Consider the following 15338-nt stretch of genomic DNA (forward strand, 5'->3'; position numbering starts at 1 on the left):
CCCTTGCGGAATCCGCCATGCGGGAAAACGATACAGTCGCCGTCTATTTCGTCCATACCATGCTCCATGCCCTGCGCGCGCAACCGGCGCGGGCGGCGGCGCTGCTGGTCGAAGCCGGAATCGACCCGGCGGTGCTCCAAGCGCCTGGTGCACGGGTGCCGGCGCCCGCGTTTGCACGCCTGTGGTTGCTGCTGATCGAAACCCTTGACGACGAATTCTTCAACCTCGACAGCCATGGCATGCCGTTGGGCAGCTTTGCCCTGATCTGCCGCGGGCTGATCCAGGAACCGAACCTGGAAAGGGCGCTGCGCCAGTGCCTGAACAACTTTGCGTTGTTCCTGCGCGATATCCGCGGGCAGTTGACGATCAAGGGTGGGCGCGCGGTGATCAGCCTGCGCACTGGCATCGAAGATCCGCTGACCCGGGTCTACGCCGAGGAAACCTTTCTCGCCCTGGTGATCAGCCTGGCGTGCTGGCTGGTCGGGCGACGCGTGGTCATCGATCGAACGGCACTGGCCGACACACGCCCGGCCCAGGACGATGACCCGTTGCTGTGGGGCGCCAACGTGCAGACGGGCGGTGGCCGTACCGAGATCGAGTTTGCCGCCGATTACCTGCGCCTGCCGGTGGTCCAGGACCTGGCGGCGCTGAAGACCTTCCTGCGCAGCGCACCGCAGTGGCTGGTGATTCGCTACCGCAACCAGAATGGCCAGGTGGCTCAGGTGTACCGTTATCTGCGTGCCCGTCAGTACGGCCAGTGGCCGACCCTGCTGGCCATGGCCGAACGCCAGGGCCTGAGCCCCAGCAGCTTTCGCCGCCAGCTGGAGCGCGAGGGCCGTTCGTACCAGCAGATCAAGGATGAAGTGCGTCGGGCCATGGCCTTTGAGTGCCTGCGCCAGACGCACCTGAGTATTGCCGAAGTCGCCGAGCACACCGGCTTCCAGGAGCCCAGTGCGTTCCACCGGGCGTTCAAGAAGTGGACCGGCGAGAGCCCGGGCGGTTACCGCCAGCGCATGCTCAGTCCCGCAGCTGCGCCGCCAGTTGCTTGACCCTTACCAGGTCGCCACCGGCAACCTTGGCCACGCCCTTGCCATAGGCAGGGTCGGCCTTGTACAGGTACGCGAGGATGAGGTGCTTGCTTTCGTCGTCGCTGCTGGCCAATGAGCCACCGAAGCTATTGATCAGGTCGCGGCGGTCGTTGGCGCTATAGGAGCGGAACAGCTCGCCGGCCTGTTTGAAGTTCTGCTGACGCTCGATGCCTTGCTGCTGGGTGCTGCCGCTCAAGGGTTGCTGGCTGTAACGTGCCGACTCGGTCGGGGGGCGTGGCATCAGGCGGCTGGGCTCGTAGTTGACCCCGCTGACACTACGCGCGCTGTTAAGGGCACCATCCTGATTGGCGTTATTGATCCTGACCCTGGGCTGATTGATTGGCAAACCGGCGGCATTGGCGCCGACCCGGTACATCTGGGTGTCGGCATAGGAGAACAGCCGGCCTTGCAGCAGGCGGTCTTCCGAAGGCTCGATGCCCGGCACCAGGTTGGAGGGCGCCAGGGCCACCTGCTCGGTTTCCTGGAAGAAGTTGCCGACATTGCGGTTGAGTACCATCTGCCCGACTTTTTGTTCAGGCACATCTGGCCAGATCTTGGTCGGGTCCAGTGGGTCGAAGTCAAAACCGGCGAGCTGCTCGGGCTTGAGCGTCTGGATATACAGGTCCCACTTCGGATGATCACCACGATTGATCGAATTGACCAGGTCGTTGGTCATGTGGCTGAAGTCATGCCCCTGAATCTTGGCCACTTCGCCAGGGCTCAGGTTTTTCTGACCTTGCAGAGTTTTCCAGCGAAACTTCACGTAGGTGATTTCGCCATCGCGGTTGACGAACTTGTAGGCATGCACGCTGTTGCCATCCATGTGCCGGTAGCTCAGCGGCGTGCCTTCGTTGGAGTAGAGCAACGTCAGGGTGCGGGTGGCTTCGGGCATGTGCGAGAGCAGGTCGAAGCGGCGCGCGTCGTTGCCAAGGTTGGTGCGCGGGTCGGGCTTGAAGGCGTGAACCATGTCCGGGAACTTGATGGCATCACGAATGAAGAAGGTCGGGAAGTTATTGCCGACCAGGTCCCAGTTGCCATCGGTGGTGTAGAAACGTGTGGCAAAGCCGCGCGGGTCGCGCAGGGTTTCCGGGGAATGAAGGCCGTGCACCACCGAGGAGAAGCGCACGAACACCGGGGTTCGCTCCCCCGGGGTGAATACCTTGGCCTGGGTCAGTGCGGAAATATCGGCGCTGGCGGTGAACTCGCCATGGGCACCGGTACCGCGGGCATGCACCACACGCTCAGGCACCCGCTCGCGATCAAAACGCTGCAGCTTCTGGATCAACTGCACGTCCTGCAGCAGGGTGGGGCCGGTACTGCCAGCGGTCTGCGAGTTCTGGTTGTCGCCCACCGGGGCGCCATTGTCGCGAGTTAGCGGGGCGGCGAATGCCGTGCTGGCAATCAATACGGCCGAGGCGAGTACGCCCAGCGTAAAGCCTGAAAAACGTCGGGTGCTCATGGTGACTGTCCTGTCATGGGTTAGAGCAGCCGATGATAGAAACGGCAGGACAACAGCCCCAGATGGGCTTTCTTCAAGCAGTGTCGGACTTCTCCGGAACTGCTGGGTGACTCTGCACCGGTCCCCGGCACTGTTGCAGTGCCGGGTTGTTACGGTCGTCCTACAGCATTTGTTTGAGCAGTTGTTGCAAGTGCGCCTGACCTGCGTTGTCGAGGGCAAATACCGGCCGCCGCGGCTCACCCACCGGCAAACCGGTCATGCCCAGACCGGCCTTGATGGTTGCCGGCAGGCCACCTTTGAGGATGAACTCCAGCAGCGGCAATTGACGGTAGAACACCGCCTTGGCTGTGCCCAGGTCGTTGGCCTGGACGGCCTGGTAAAGCTGCTGATTGAGGGCCGGGATCAGGTTCGCAGCGGCGGTGCACCAGCCGCTGGCGCCGGCCACGAAGGCTTCCAGGGCCAGCGGGTTGCAGCCGTTGTAGAACGGCACCTTGCCTTCACCCAGTAGCTGCAGCTTGTGCATGCGCTGGATGTCGCCGGTGCTCTCCTTGACCATGGTGACGTTTTCGACCTCGCGCACGATGCGCAGGATCAGATCTACCGACATGTCGGTACCGCTGGTGGCCGGGTTGTTGTAGAGCATGATCGGCAGTTCGATGCTGGCGCCAATGGCCCGGTAGTGCTCGAGTATCTCCTCCTCGGTGAGCTTCCAGTAGGCGGCCGGCAGCACCATCACCGCGTCGGCGCCGTGTTCCTGGGCAAAGCGCGCGCGGCGAATGGCACCGGCGGTGGTCAGGTCGGAGACGCTGACGATGGTCGGTACTCGCCCGGCGATCTGGCGCAGGCTGAAGGCGGCTACCTGCTGCCATTCCAGATCGCTCAGGTAGGCGCCTTCGCCGGTGCTGCCCAGTGGCGCAATGGCGTGAACGCCACCCTCGATCAGGCGCTCGATCGAGCGGCCCAGGGCCTCGAGGTCAAGCTGTTCGCCGTCGGTGCTGAACGGGGTGATGGTGTAGCCGATGATGCCGTGAAAAGTCTTGGACATGAAATCTACTCCGCAAGGTCAGTGACAGGCTTGGTTCAGTTCAGGCAGTCGCCATGTACCCGCAGGCATTGGCGCGCATAGTAGTTGAAGGCGGCGCTGTGGCGCTTGGGCCGGGAGATCCAGTCATGGGCTTCGCGGCCCAGTTGCGGGGCAATCGGTTTGATGCTGCCGGCGGCCATGGCCAGCAGTTGCAGCTTGGCGGCGCGCTCGATCAACTGGGCGATCACGCAGGCTTCCTCGATGCTGGCACCGGTCGACAACTGGCCGTGGTGCGACAGCAGGATGGCGCGCTTGTCGCCCAGTGCGGCGCTGATGATCTCGCCTTCTTCGTTGCCCACCGGCACGCCGGGCCAGGCCTCGAGGAACGCGCAATCGTCGTACAGCGGGCAGAGGTCCATGTGCGAGACCTCAAGTGGCACTTCCAGCATTGACAGGGCGGCGACGTGGGTAGGGTGGGTGTGGATGATGCAGTGCACATCCGGGCGGGCACGATAGACCCAGCTGTGGAAGCGGTTGGCCGGGTTGGGCATGCCCTGGCCTTCGAGCACGTCCAGGTCTTCGTTGACCAGCAACAGGTTGCTGGCGGTGATTTCGTCGAAACCCAGGCCCAGTTGCTGGGTGTAGAAGGTGCCTGGCTGCGGGCCGCGGGCGCTGATCTGCCCGGCCAGGCCGGAGTCGTGGCCGTTGTCGAACAGAATCCGGCAGGTCAGTGCCAGCTTTTCGCGCACAGTCCACGTATTATCGGCAAGCGAGCCTTGCATCTGCTTAAGGGCCTGCTGGATCAGTTGGTCCTTGGGGAGTGCCATTGTCATGGCCATGGGGCTATCCTCGGTGGCGTGATGGAGTGTCACGGCTGGCCCACCCCGGTTGCTTGGAAGGTGACGGGGTGGTCAACTGCATGACACAATCAAGGCTATATGACACAAGGTGTCATTAGCAAGAAAATACTTGCCCATGGCATTGGGAAAATCGCGTCACATGTCTATCCGATTGAAACTGTTGAGAAAAAAACTGGGTATTACCCTGGAGGCGCTGGCTGAAACGGCTGGCATGACCAAGAGTTACCTGTCCAAGGTCGAGCGCGGCTTGAATACGCCCTCCATCGCTGCAGCGTTGAAGCTGGCGCGTGCCTTGAACGTCAATGTCGAGGAGCTGTTTGCCGAAGACCAGCCAGGCCAGGCCCGCTACAGCCTGGTGCGCAGCCATGAACGCCAGGCGGTGTCGGGGCAGGGGCCGGGTTATTCGGTGCTGGCCAAGCAGATCGGCAGCCGCAGCCTGCTGCCGTTCATCATCAGCCCGCCGCCGGAGTTCAGCGATGCCTCGTTCAAGGAGCACCTTGGCGAGGAGTTTCTGTTCGTCCATGAAGGCCAGGTCGAGGTCGACTTCATGAACGAGCGGGTGATCCTCGAGCGTGGCGATGCCCTGTATTTCAACGCCCAGACCCCGCACCGCCTGCGTTCGTTGGGGCCGGTGCAGGCCCAGTTGCTGGTGGTGGTGCACGACGCCGAGGGCTGAAGCCTATGCACGCAAACTCGCGATTCTGGCGTGACCCGGCGCTGCCCTTCGTTGAAGTGCGCAGCGTCGCCGATGGTCGCAAGGTCTGTTACGCGGCGCATTCGCACGAGAGTTTCTCGATTGGTGCGATTACCGCAGGGCGCAGCACCTACATCAGTGGCGATCGCCAGCAGCAAGTGGCTGCCGGCACCGTGGTGCTGATGAACCCCGGAGTGGTGCACACCTGCAACCCTATCGCGGGCGAGCCCTGGTCCTACCTGATGCTGTTCATCGACTGGGCCTGGTTGCAGGGCCTGGGTTTCTCGCCGCTGGCGGCTGTCAGCAGCACCGAGGCGGGGCTGTTCGATGATTTGCTGCAGCTGTTTGCCGTGCTGCTGGATGAGCAGCAGCCGCCAGTTGGCAAAGAGGCGGCACTGCGAGTGTTTTGCAGCGCACTGAGCCTGCGCCTGGGCGAAAGCGCAAGCGCAGTGGGCCAGGGCGACCCGCGCCTGCTGGCCGCAGCCGAATTCATCCGCGCGCACTGCACCGAGCCTTTGCGCCTTGAAGACATCAGCCGTGCTGCCGGCTTGTCCGCGTCCTACCTGATCCGTGCGTTCAAGCAGCAGTTCGGCTTGACGCCCCATGGCTACCTGCTCGATCAACGGGTGCAGTATGCCCGTGCCCAGTTGCGCCGCGGGCGGTTGATCGCCGAGGTGGCACTGGAGGCAGGTTTTGCCGACCAGGCGCACTTGCAGCGTGCCTTCAAGCGCCACCTGGCGGCGACGCCTGGGCACTATCGTTCAGCCCACTAGCAGGTACAGCGCGCTGGCCAGCAATAGCAGCGCCAGGCAGCGGTTGAACCGGCGCATACGCTGGGCATTGCTCAGGGAGTGGCTGATTGCACTGCCGGCCCAGGCCCAGCTGGCAATCGACAGAAAACAGATTACCAGGTAGATCGCGCTGAACTGCCACAACCGGCGGCTATCGCCCTCGCCGACATAGGCGCCGATGCCGGCCACGCAGGCCAGCCAGGCCTTGGGGTTGAGCCATTGCAGGGTGGCGCCGGCGAGCACCGAGGGTGCGCTCGTAGCGCCGCCAGCGCCCAGTTCGCCGTTGTCGCTGGCCAGTTTCCAGGCCATGTACAGCAAGAACACCACGCCGGCCCAGTGCAACACTTGGGTCATGGCCGGCCAATGGCGCAACAACTCGTGCAAGCCAAGGCCGATCAGCACCAGCAGCAGGACAAAGCCGAGGGTTGCGCCGCTGACATGCCGCAAGCTGGCGCGAAAGCCGTGGCGGGCGCCGGCGCTCAGGGCGACGATATTGACCGGGCCGGGGGAGATTGAGGCGGCCAGGGCGAAGGCGGCCATTGATAACATCAGGCTCATGAGGGGTATCCAGCAGTGGAAGACCGACACAGCCTAAGGCGTGGCGAATGGCCGGGTATTGAAGAAAATTACCCTGGATATCTTCAAGCAATGGTTACAGGTGCTTGGCGTACAGCCTGGTTTTTCCCTGATTGCTCGCAGAGCAAGATGTAATCACTTTCAAGCACAGGCAGTGATCATCATGTACAACGCTCATCAATCCTTGTTGCACCAGACCGTGCTGGTGCTCGGCGGCGCCAGCGGTATCGGCGCGGCGGTAGCGCGCCAGGCCAGGGCACGTGGTGCACGGGTCATCGTTGCCAGCCGCCAGGCGGTAAGCCCGGGCGAGGGGATCGAGGCATGTGTTGCCGATATAACCGATACCCGGGCGCTGCAGGCGCTGTTTTCCGGCGTTGGCACCGTCGATCATCTGGTGATCAGCGCTGGCCCCGCCGTGCAGGCCAGGCCCCTGGCACAGAGCGACCTGCAACTGGCGCGCGAGGCTTTCGAGGTGAAGTTCTGGGGCGCCTTGCAGGCGATCCAGCTGGCGTTGCCGCACCTTTCTGCACACGCCAGCATCAGCCTGACCTCGGGGTTGCTGTCACGCAAGTTCGTCGCCGGGCAGATGATCAAGACCACCCTCAATGCGGCGCTCGAAGCCCTGGCCAGGCAACTGGCCAAAGAGCTTGCACCACGCCGGGTCAACGTTGTCAGCCCGGGGCTGACCGAAACCGAAGCCTACGCCGGGATGGACGCCGAGTCGCGGCAGGCGATGTTCGCCCGCGCCGGCGCGGGCCTGCCGGTCGGACGGGTGGGGGCGGCGGATGAAGTGGCGGCCGGGTATCTGCTGGCCATGGAGAACGGCTTCATGACCGCCAGCGTCATTGATATCGATGGTGGTGGGTTGATCTAGGCAGTTGTGGGAACGGGCGGGTACAGAATTTGAAATAGTTTCATGCTGTGAGAAAAGCCTGCTGCAATTGTAGGATCACATCCCCAATTGATTTCAGGTTGATATGACTTCGTTCTCGGAGCCTCCCAGTACCCGGCCGTCCCGGCCATTCTCCCGTCCTTGCGACGTTTCCCGCCCGTTCTCGCACATGAGTAATCGCCCATGGAATGGCTAGCCGACCCCACGGCCTGGCTGGGCCTTGCCACGCTGATTGTGCTGGAACTGGTACTGGGTATCGACAACCTGGTGTTCATCGCCATCCTCGCCGACAAACTGCCGCCCCATCAGCGCGACCGCGCGCGGGTGATCGGCCTGTCGCTGGCGCTGATCATGCGCCTGGGCCTGCTGGCCAGTATCTCGTGGATGGTGACCCTTACCGCGCCGCTGTTCGAGGTGTTCGGCAAGAGCTTCTCCGGGCGCGATCTGATCATGCTCTTCGGTGGTGTGTTCCTGTTGTTCAAGGCCACCATGGAGTTGCACGAGCGCCTCGAAGGCCACGTTGCGCAGAACACCGGCAGTGTGCGCCATGCCGCGTTCTGGCCGATCGTCGCGCAGATCGTGGTGCTCGATGCAGTGTTCTCCCTCGACGCGGTGATCACCGCCGTGGGCATGGTCGAAGAGTTGTCGATCATGATGATCGCGGTGATCTTCTCCATCGGCATCATGATCGTTGCCAGCAAGCCGTTGACCCGCTTCGTCAACAATCACCCGACGGTGATCATGCTGTGCCTGGGCTTCTTGATGATGATCGGCTTCAGCCTCACCGCCGAGGGCCTGGGCTTTCATATTCCGAAAGGCTACCTGTACGCGGCCATTGGCTTCTCGATTCTGATCGAGCTGTTCAACCAGCTGGCCCGGGCGCGGCGCAAGCGCAGCCTGCAGCAACACCGGCCGCTGCGTGAGCGCACTGCCCACGCGGTCCTGCGCCTTTTGGGCGGGCGCCGGGTCGAGGCCGATGATGTCGGCGAGGAGATTGCCGATCTGGTCGAAGGTGGCGAAGAACAGGTGCTGTTCGACCGCCGCGAGCGGGTGATGATCAGCGGCGTGCTGAACCTGGCCGAGCGGCCGATCAAGACGGTGATGACGGTGCGTGCCGAGGTCGATGCCATCGACCTGGCGCAGCCGGCCGAGGTGATTCGTACCGCACTGATGCATTCGTCCTACTCGCGCCTGCCGTTGATTCGAGACGGGCGTATCGAAGAACCGCTGGGCTTCGTGCACAAGAAGGAGCTGCTCAAGGAACTGTTGGCCGGTAATCAGCCTGACCTCGAGAGCCTGGCCCGGGCGCCGGTGAACCTGCTGGAGAGTTTCAGCATCCTCAACGCCCTGGAGCAGATGCGCAACCAGTCGACGCACATTGCCTTCGTGGTCAACGAGTTCGGTGATTTCACCGGGGTGCTGACCATGACCGACATCCTTGAGTCCATCGCCGGTGAACTGCCCGATGCCAGTGAGGTGGAAGGCCCGGGCATCGTCGAGGACGGCCACGGCTTTGTCGTCAGCGGCGCCCTTAACCTCAGCCAGATCCAGGCACGCACCGGTTTTGCCGCCAAGCCCACCGAGGACTACCAGACCCTCGCCGGCCTGGTCATGAGCCTGCTCGATCGCTTGCCGATGGTCGGCGACAGCCTGGTGTGGAACAACTGGCAAATGACCGTGGTCGCGGTGGAGGAGCGCCGCGTGCGCCAGGTGCGCCTTACACCGAACGCCGCCGTTGACGCAGCAGGTGCCTGACGCCTTCGGCGATCAATACCAGCACCGCCAGCCAGATCGGCAGGTAGGTCAGCCACTGGTCGGGGCCGATGGTCTCGCCCAGCAGCAGGGCCACGGCCACCAGCAGCACCGGCTCGACATAGCTGAGCAGGCCGAACAGGCTGAAGGCCAGCAGGCGGCTGGCCAGCACATAGCAGATCAGCGCCAGGGCGCTGATCACCCCAAGCAGCGGGATCAGGCCGTACAGCCCCGGATGCGCGGCCAGGTCCTCGGCTGACAGCGGCCCCTGGATGACAAAGTACAGCGCCGCCGGCAGCAGCAGGCACATGTCGGCCCACAAACCGCCAAGGTGATCGGTCGCGCATTTGCGCCGCAGCACGAAGTACAACGGGTAGCCTGCGGCGACCAGCAAGGTCTCCCAGGCAAAGCTGCCGTGTTGGTAGAGCTCATGGCCGACACCGGTCATCGCGCAGGCTACCGCGAGTTTCTGCAGCCGCGACAATTGTTCGCCATACACCAGGCGGCCGGTCAGGACCATGGTCAGCGGCAACAGGAAGTAGCCCAGCGACACTTCCAGGCTGCGTCCGTGCAACGGCGCCCAGAGGAACAGCCAGAGCTGCACGCCCATCAATGATGAAGTACCCAGCAGGCCGAGCAACAGCAGCGGCGTGCGCCTAACCCGCGCGAGCAAGCCGGTGACCAGCGGCCAGTCGCGGGTAAACAGCATGAACAGGGTAACGCAGGGCAAGGTCAGGAGCATGCGCCAGCCGAACACCTCCTCGCCATCGAGCGGGGTGAGCAGCGAGGTGTAGTAGTACATCACGGCAAACAGGAACGAGGCCGTGACCGATGTAATGATGCCTTTTGACACAAATGCCTCGGTTACAGAAGAAAACAGAGCGGGGAACCCGCCATGATCTCAGGGCGCAGGCCTAACCGGCAACCTTCGCGACCTGCGGCGCGGTTTCGGCCTGGGCCGCCAGGGCGGCGACAAAGTCCTCGATCGGCATCGGCCGAGCAAACAGGTAACCCTGCTGGAAATCGACATTGTGGCGCGCCAGGTAATCGCGCTGGGTTTCGTTCTCGACGCCTTCGGCGACGATGCCCAGCTCAAGCTTGGCCGACAGTTCGATAATGCTGTCGAGAATGTGCAGCGACAACGCATCGACCCCGATCAGGGCGACGAAGCTTTGGTCAATCTTCAGGTAATCGACCTTGAACTGGCGCAAGTAGCTGAGGCTGGACTGGCCGGTGCCAAAGTCGTCGATGGCGATCATCACCCCCAGTTCGTGGAGTTTGCCGAACAGCGTCTGGGTAACTTCGCTGGGGGCAATAAGCTTGCGTTCGGTCAGCTCCAGGGTCAGCAATACCCGGCCAGGCGGGAAGGCGCCGAGAAAGGCCCGGCAGTCGTCGTACAGGGCCAGGTCCTGGCAATGATCGGCGGTGATGTTGATGCCGACATGAAAACCCTCGCCCATCAATGCGGCATGCGGCGCCAGCAATTGCGCAGTGCGCTGCATGAGCATGCGCGTCATCGGTACGATCTGGCCGCTGTGCTCGGCGTAGGGAATGAACAGGTCGGGGCGCACCAGACCGTCGCGCGGGTGCTGCCAGCGCATCAGCACTTCGGCGCCGGCCCAGCGGTAGTCGCCCTTGCGCACCACCGGCTGGAAGTACGGCAAGAACTCGTTGGCTTCCATGGCCCGCTGCAGCTCGGCCCGTGGGGAGCTGGCACGGCGCAGCATCCAGCGGCATACGGTACCGGCAATCACCCCGAGAAACACCAGCAGGCCGAACAGGGCAGGATATTCATCGCGCATTACCTGGCCGACCTTGCCTGGCGCATAACCGCTGTGGATCGAGAACGGGTAGTGGCTGGAGGTCAGGCGCACTGGCGCGACCTCAGCGGCGGGGGCGATCCCTTCATGGACCAGGCCATCCTTGCCCATCCAGTAACGGCCCACCTGTAGCAGCAACTGGGTCTGCGGGCCGATCAGGCGCAGGGCGGTCAGCAGGTGGTCACCATCGACGGTAGTGATGGCGCCGCGCTCGCCTTCATAGACCCGATACACCAGCAATGGGTGGCCAGGAGTCACCGAGTTGCCGTTCATCAGCCAGAGCTTGCCGTCGACATAGTCGCTGGCATTGACCGGTTCGCTGTAGGGGCCGAACAGCGAGCTGCAATACAGCTCGTTGCGGTACACCAGGTTGGTCGAGCGTACGAACGAGCGGCGGGTGACCTGGTCGCGCAGGGCCAGTTTCTCTTCCACGCACGGCATTCCGGCCAAGGGCAGCAACGACCTGGCTGCGCCAGAAATGTTGTCGAGGATCAGCTCTACCTGGGCCACCACCTGCTGCGCCGTGGCGCGGCTGCGGGCGTCCAGCTCACGCTGGGCCTGCAGGTGCATGATCAGCAGCCCGCACAGCACCGGTAGGGCGCCAACCGCCCAGGGCAGCAGGGCACGCAGGGTCCAGCGTCCGGGGCGTTTTACCGTGAGCGGCATGGCGGCTAACCTGTACAAGCGGGGGAATGAAAACGGCTGTGTGCCTAGGATAGCCGTTCGTCGCCGCTCGGGCGTCAACTAAAGTGCGGACAAAACGGTTTACGCACTGTAGAATCCCGTTACGCATACAATAATAAGGTTCTCCACCTTCGGGGAATCAACCCGCCGAGAATGGGTCCATATGAAGTGTCATGGGTTCAAGCTGATCTATGGTGACTACCTCGCCAGAAGTGTGAGGGGCATCTCTTGCGCGCCACCACGCCTGCTCGACATCGATAGCAATTAACGACCGTTATTTACCCGCTTTGATGATGAGGAAACGAGCATGGCTGATATCTTTGAAAACCCGATGGGCCTGATGGGCTTTGAATTCATCGAGTTCGCATCGCCGACCCCGGGCGCCCTGGAACCGATCTTCCAGATCATGGGCTTCACCAAGGTGGCTACCCACCGTTCCAAGGACGTGCATCTGTACCGCCAGGGCGGTATCAACCTGATCCTGAACAACGAACCGAAAAGCGTCGCCTCGTACTTTGCCGCCGAGCATGGTCCGTCGGTGTGTGGCATGGCCTTCCGTGTGCGTAACGCCCACGAAGCCTACGCCCGCGCCCTGGAGCTGGGTGCCCAGCCGGTCGAGATCGAAACCGGGCCGATGGAGCTGCGTCTGCCGGCGATCAAGGGCATTGGCGGTGCGCCGCTGTACCTGATCGACCGTTTCGAGGAAGGCAGTTCGATCTATGACATCGACTTCAACTTCATCGAAGGTGTCGATCGTCACCCGGTCGGTGCGGGCCTGAAGATCATCGATCACCTGACCCATAACGTTTATCGCGGGCGCATGGCCTACTGGGCCGGTTTCTACGAGAAGCTGTTCAACTTCCGCGAAATCCGTTACTTCGACATCAAGGGCGAATACACCGGCCTGACCTCCAAGGCCATGACCGCGCCGGATGGCATGATCCGCATCCCGCTGAACGAAGAGTCGTCCAAGGGCGCCGGGCAGATCGAAGAGTTCCTCATGCAGTTCAACGGCGAGGGCATCCAGCATGTGGCCTTCCTCAGCGACAACCTGCTCGAGAGCTGGGATGCCCTGAAAAAGCTCGGCATGCGCTTCATGACCGCGCCGCCAGAAACCTACTACGAGATGCTCGAAGGGCGTCTGCCGGGCCATGGCGAGCCGGTCGGCGAACTGCAGGCCCGTGGCATCCTGCTCGATGGCTCCTCCGAGGCCGGTGACAAGCGTCTGCTGCTGCAGATCTTCTCCGAAACCCTGATGGGCCCGGTGTTCTTCGAGTTCATCCAGCGCAAGGGTGACGATGGCTTCGGCGAAGGCAACTTCAAGGCCCTGTTCGAGTCGATCGAGCGTGACCAGGTCCGTCGTGGCGTACTCAGTACCGACTGATCCGGACCGTCACTGAAAAAGGCCATTGAGCAAACGCTCAATGGCCTTTTTTCATGGTGGAGCTCACGCTGTTTTTCGTCGTTGCCTGAACAGCCCCCAGTAGGCCACGGCGCAGGTGATAATGCCGACCAGAAGCAGGGAAGGCGCTGTGGAGGCCATGGCCTGGCTGAGCATCTTGCGGGTGTGGCCATCGGGGTAGCCGGCGTGGACGGTGTAGCCGTACTTCTCCGAGACCATGCGCTGGCTGTCTTCTTCATGGTTGGGTACCTGCTCGGCGCTGCCACTGCCGGTTGCCCAGACAAAATCGCTGCCGAACTGCAGGGCCAGGACAATGGCGTTCTTGAAGCCCTGCAGTTCTGTTTGCAGGGAGCGCGCATCGCTGATGGCGATGACGCCCATGGGATATTCCTGCAGGCGGTAGTGCAGCACCGGCATGTCCGGGGTGATTTCGTTGCGCGAGTCCAGGCGCAGGCGCTGGTTGAAGTAGCTGCCCGGGTCGATTGCCGTGTCGATGCTGCCGAGCAGGGTGCTGCAGTAGGCACGGTTTTCCCGGGTCAGCACCAGCGAGCGCACGCTTGGCTGCCTCAGCGCTTCCTGGCGCAGAGTCGGGAGGATTTTCTCGCAGGGTTGCCCGACCAACCCGAGCACAGTATTGCTGGAGCCGTGCATGGCATCGAAGACCCGGTCGATAGCATAGATAGCCTCGACCACAGACACCTCGGCGGTTTCTTCCTGCTTGCGCTCGACCTGCAGGGCCAACACCAGAAGGCCACAGGCCACGGGCGCCAGGCCGATCAGCAGGGTTATCAGAAACTCGAGCAGGCTGCGGCCGGCAAGACGGGTTGGAGCCATGAGTGCACCTCTATGCTGAACAAGAGCCCGACCTTCCTGGTCGGGTGACACTCGTCAGCATAAAGAGCGCAATCAGCGGCGGATGTAGGCCGTGTTTAACCTGGGTGCAGTACCCATCGGCAATCTGGGTAGGCGCCTCAGCGCTTTTTCAGTGCGGCCACTACCAGGTCAGCCACCGCGCCCCCGGAGGCGGGATTCTGTCCGGTAATCAAGCGTCCGTCTTTCTGGTCGGCGATGGCGAAGGCCTGCCACGGCTCTTCTGCCTTGCGGTACAAACCGCCGCGGGCCTTGAGCTCGGTTTCGGTGAGGTAAGGCACCACTTTGTCCAGTTCGGCCAGTTTCTCTTCAGTATCGGAAAAGCCGGTGACCTCGCGATCCTTGACCAGCAAGGTGTTGTCACTGAGCTTGATATTGAGCAGGCCGACCGCGCCATGGCACACCGAGGCCACCACGCCGCCGGCCTCGAAGATGCGCCGGGCCAGGTCCTGCAGCTCGCTGCTGTCGGGGAAGTCCCAGATCACCCCATGACCGCCGGCATAATAAATGGCGCTGTAGTCCTGGGCCTTGACCTCGCCGGGGCTCAGGGTTTTGCCCAGGCGGTTCATGAACGCCTTGTCCTGGTACCACTGCCAGTCGATATCCGCGGCCATCTGCAGGCTGTGCGGGTCAATCGGCACGTAACCGCCGCTGGGGCTGAGGTAATCGACCTTGTAACCGGCCTTTTCGACCTTGTCGACAAAGTGCACCGCCTCGCCCAGCCACAATCCGGTGGCGCGCTTCAGCGTCGGGTATTTGGCCGTATTGGTCAGCACCACCAGTATTTTCTTGCTCATCGCAACGCTCCCTATACTGGAACGGACCCGGACTGCCCAGGTCGCAGAGGAGAAACCTGTTCAGCATAGTAGTGACTGGCATGGATGCCATTCCTTGCTGGCGGTATGCTAGCCTGCGAAGAAAACCGCTTTGCAACAGGGAGTCGACCAACCGATGAGCACGTTGAACCAAGACGTAGATGCGTTCATGCAGGCTGCTATCGATGAGGCCCAACTGGGCCGCGAAGAAGGCGGCATACCGATCGGTTCGGTGCTGGTACACAATAACCAGATCATCGGCCGTGGCCACAACCGCCGGGTACAGAAGGGCAGCGCGATCCTGCACGGCGAAATGGACGCTCTGGAAAACGCCGGCCGCCAGCCGGCCAGGGTATATCGCGAGGCGACCCTGTACACCACTTTGTCGCCATGTCCGATGTGCAGCGGGGCGATCCTGCTGTATGGCATCAAGCGCGTGATCGTTGGTGAAAACCAGACCTTCATGGGTGAGGAAGCGCTGCTCAAGGCGCGCGGCGTCGATGTGCAAGTGCTGCACAATGATAACTGCGTCAAGATGATGCGCGATTTTATCCAGGACAGCCCCGAACTCTGGAACGAAGATATCGGCGTTTAGGTCCGATTGTTCAGGC

General features: G+C 62.5%; 15 protein-coding genes. 7 read left to right on the top strand and 8 right to left on the bottom strand.

All coding sequences use genetic code 11. The annotated features are described in order from the left end of the window. The first annotated feature begins 17 nt into the window (after positions 1 to 17). Positions 18 to 1049 carry an AraC family transcriptional regulator gene (locus tag BLR26_RS15150; RefSeq protein WP_093381920.1) on the top strand — a complete coding sequence of 344 codons (1032 nt, stop codon included), beginning with the start codon at positions 18 to 20 and terminating at the stop codon, positions 1047 to 1049. Here the strand turns inward: BLR26_RS15150 and BLR26_RS15155 are convergent. From BLR26_RS15155 to BLR26_RS15165, 3 genes are all read right to left on the bottom strand, one after another. After that, positions 1018 to 2547, bottom strand: coding sequence for a catalase (locus BLR26_RS15155; protein ID WP_093381921.1), 1530 nt, complete (start codon positions 2545 to 2547; stop codon positions 1018 to 1020). The two genes, BLR26_RS15150 and BLR26_RS15155, sit on opposite strands and share 32 nt — an antisense overlap. Before the next feature lie 160 nt (positions 2548 to 2707). Next, the gene (locus tag BLR26_RS15160) at positions 2708 to 3592 is read right to left on the bottom strand and encodes a dihydrodipicolinate synthase family protein (RefSeq protein WP_093381922.1); all 885 of its coding nucleotides are present in this window, start codon (positions 3590 to 3592) and stop codon (positions 2708 to 2710) included. A gap of 35 nt (positions 3593 to 3627) precedes the next feature. After that, the gene (locus BLR26_RS15165; protein ID WP_093381924.1) at positions 3628 to 4410 is read right to left on the bottom strand and encodes an aldolase; all 783 of its coding nucleotides are present in this window, start codon (positions 4408 to 4410) and stop codon (positions 3628 to 3630) included. Between the two features lie 160 nt (positions 4411 to 4570). Here BLR26_RS15165 and BLR26_RS15170 point away from each other — a divergent pair, with 160 nt between their 5' ends. Both BLR26_RS15170 and BLR26_RS15175 read left to right on the top strand, forming a co-directional pair. Beyond that, positions 4571 to 5107, top strand: coding sequence for a helix-turn-helix domain-containing protein (locus BLR26_RS15170; RefSeq protein ID WP_045198076.1), 537 nt, complete (start codon positions 4571 to 4573; stop codon positions 5105 to 5107). Positions 5108 to 5112: 5 nt separating this feature from the next. Then, a complete protein-coding gene (locus BLR26_RS15175; protein WP_093381925.1) occupies positions 5113 to 5898 on the top strand; it encodes an AraC family transcriptional regulator in 786 nt (261 codons plus the stop codon). Here the strand turns inward: BLR26_RS15175 and BLR26_RS15180 are convergent. Beyond that, the gene (locus BLR26_RS15180) at positions 5887 to 6474 is read right to left on the bottom strand and encodes a LysE family translocator (protein WP_093381926.1); all 588 of its coding nucleotides are present in this window, start codon (positions 6472 to 6474) and stop codon (positions 5887 to 5889) included. The genes BLR26_RS15175 and BLR26_RS15180 overlap by 12 nt on opposite strands. Before the next feature lie 181 nt (positions 6475 to 6655). On the opposite strand from BLR26_RS15180, the gene BLR26_RS15185 reads away from it, so the two are divergent. Together BLR26_RS15185 and BLR26_RS15190 are read left to right on the top strand one after the other, a co-directional pair. Continuing rightward, positions 6656 to 7366, top strand: a complete 711-nt coding sequence (locus BLR26_RS15185) for an SDR family oxidoreductase (protein ID WP_093387502.1) — start codon at positions 6656 to 6658, stop codon at positions 7364 to 7366. A gap of 201 nt (positions 7367 to 7567) precedes the next feature. Beyond that, positions 7568 to 9139, top strand: coding sequence for a TerC family protein (locus BLR26_RS15190; protein ID WP_093381928.1), 1572 nt, complete (start codon positions 7568 to 7570; stop codon positions 9137 to 9139). Here BLR26_RS15190 and rarD read toward each other — a convergent pair. Further along, complete coding sequence (gene rarD, locus BLR26_RS15195) at positions 9102 to 9989, bottom strand: EamA family transporter RarD (RefSeq protein WP_093381935.1); 888 nt, start codon at positions 9987 to 9989, stop codon at positions 9102 to 9104. The genes BLR26_RS15190 and rarD overlap by 38 nt on opposite strands. 61 nt (positions 9990 to 10050) lie before the next feature. Then, positions 10051 to 11622 carry an EAL domain-containing protein gene (locus BLR26_RS15200; RefSeq protein WP_093381937.1) on the bottom strand — a complete coding sequence of 524 codons (1572 nt, stop codon included), beginning with the start codon at positions 11620 to 11622 and terminating at the stop codon, positions 10051 to 10053. Positions 11623 to 11947: 325 nt separating this feature from the next. Between BLR26_RS15200 and hppD the strand changes: the two genes are divergently transcribed. After that, positions 11948 to 13024 (top strand): 4-hydroxyphenylpyruvate dioxygenase, encoded by a 1077-nt coding sequence (gene hppD, locus BLR26_RS15205; protein WP_093381938.1) that lies wholly within the window; start codon positions 11948 to 11950, stop codon positions 13022 to 13024. Positions 13025 to 13087: 63 nt separating this feature from the next. Here the strand turns inward: hppD and BLR26_RS15210 are convergent, their stop codons facing one another. Then, positions 13088 to 13876 (bottom strand): CSS-motif domain-containing protein, encoded by a 789-nt coding sequence (locus BLR26_RS15210; RefSeq protein WP_093381939.1) that lies wholly within the window; start codon positions 13874 to 13876, stop codon positions 13088 to 13090. Positions 13877 to 14013: 137 nt separating this feature from the next. After that, positions 14014 to 14709, bottom strand: a complete 696-nt coding sequence (locus tag BLR26_RS15215) for a type 1 glutamine amidotransferase domain-containing protein (protein WP_093381940.1) — start codon at positions 14707 to 14709, stop codon at positions 14014 to 14016. 154 nt (positions 14710 to 14863) lie between these two features. On the opposite strand from BLR26_RS15215, the gene BLR26_RS15220 reads away from it, so the two are divergent. Next, the gene (locus BLR26_RS15220) at positions 14864 to 15322 is read left to right on the top strand and encodes a nucleoside deaminase (protein ID WP_093381946.1); all 459 of its coding nucleotides are present in this window, start codon (positions 14864 to 14866) and stop codon (positions 15320 to 15322) included. Positions 15323 to 15338 lie beyond the last annotated feature (16 nt).

It is taken from the genome of Pseudomonas sp. UC 17F4 (genome assembly GCF_900101695.1).
In the GTDB taxonomy this organism is placed as follows: Bacteria; Pseudomonadota; Gammaproteobacteria; order Pseudomonadales; family Pseudomonadaceae; genus Aquipseudomonas.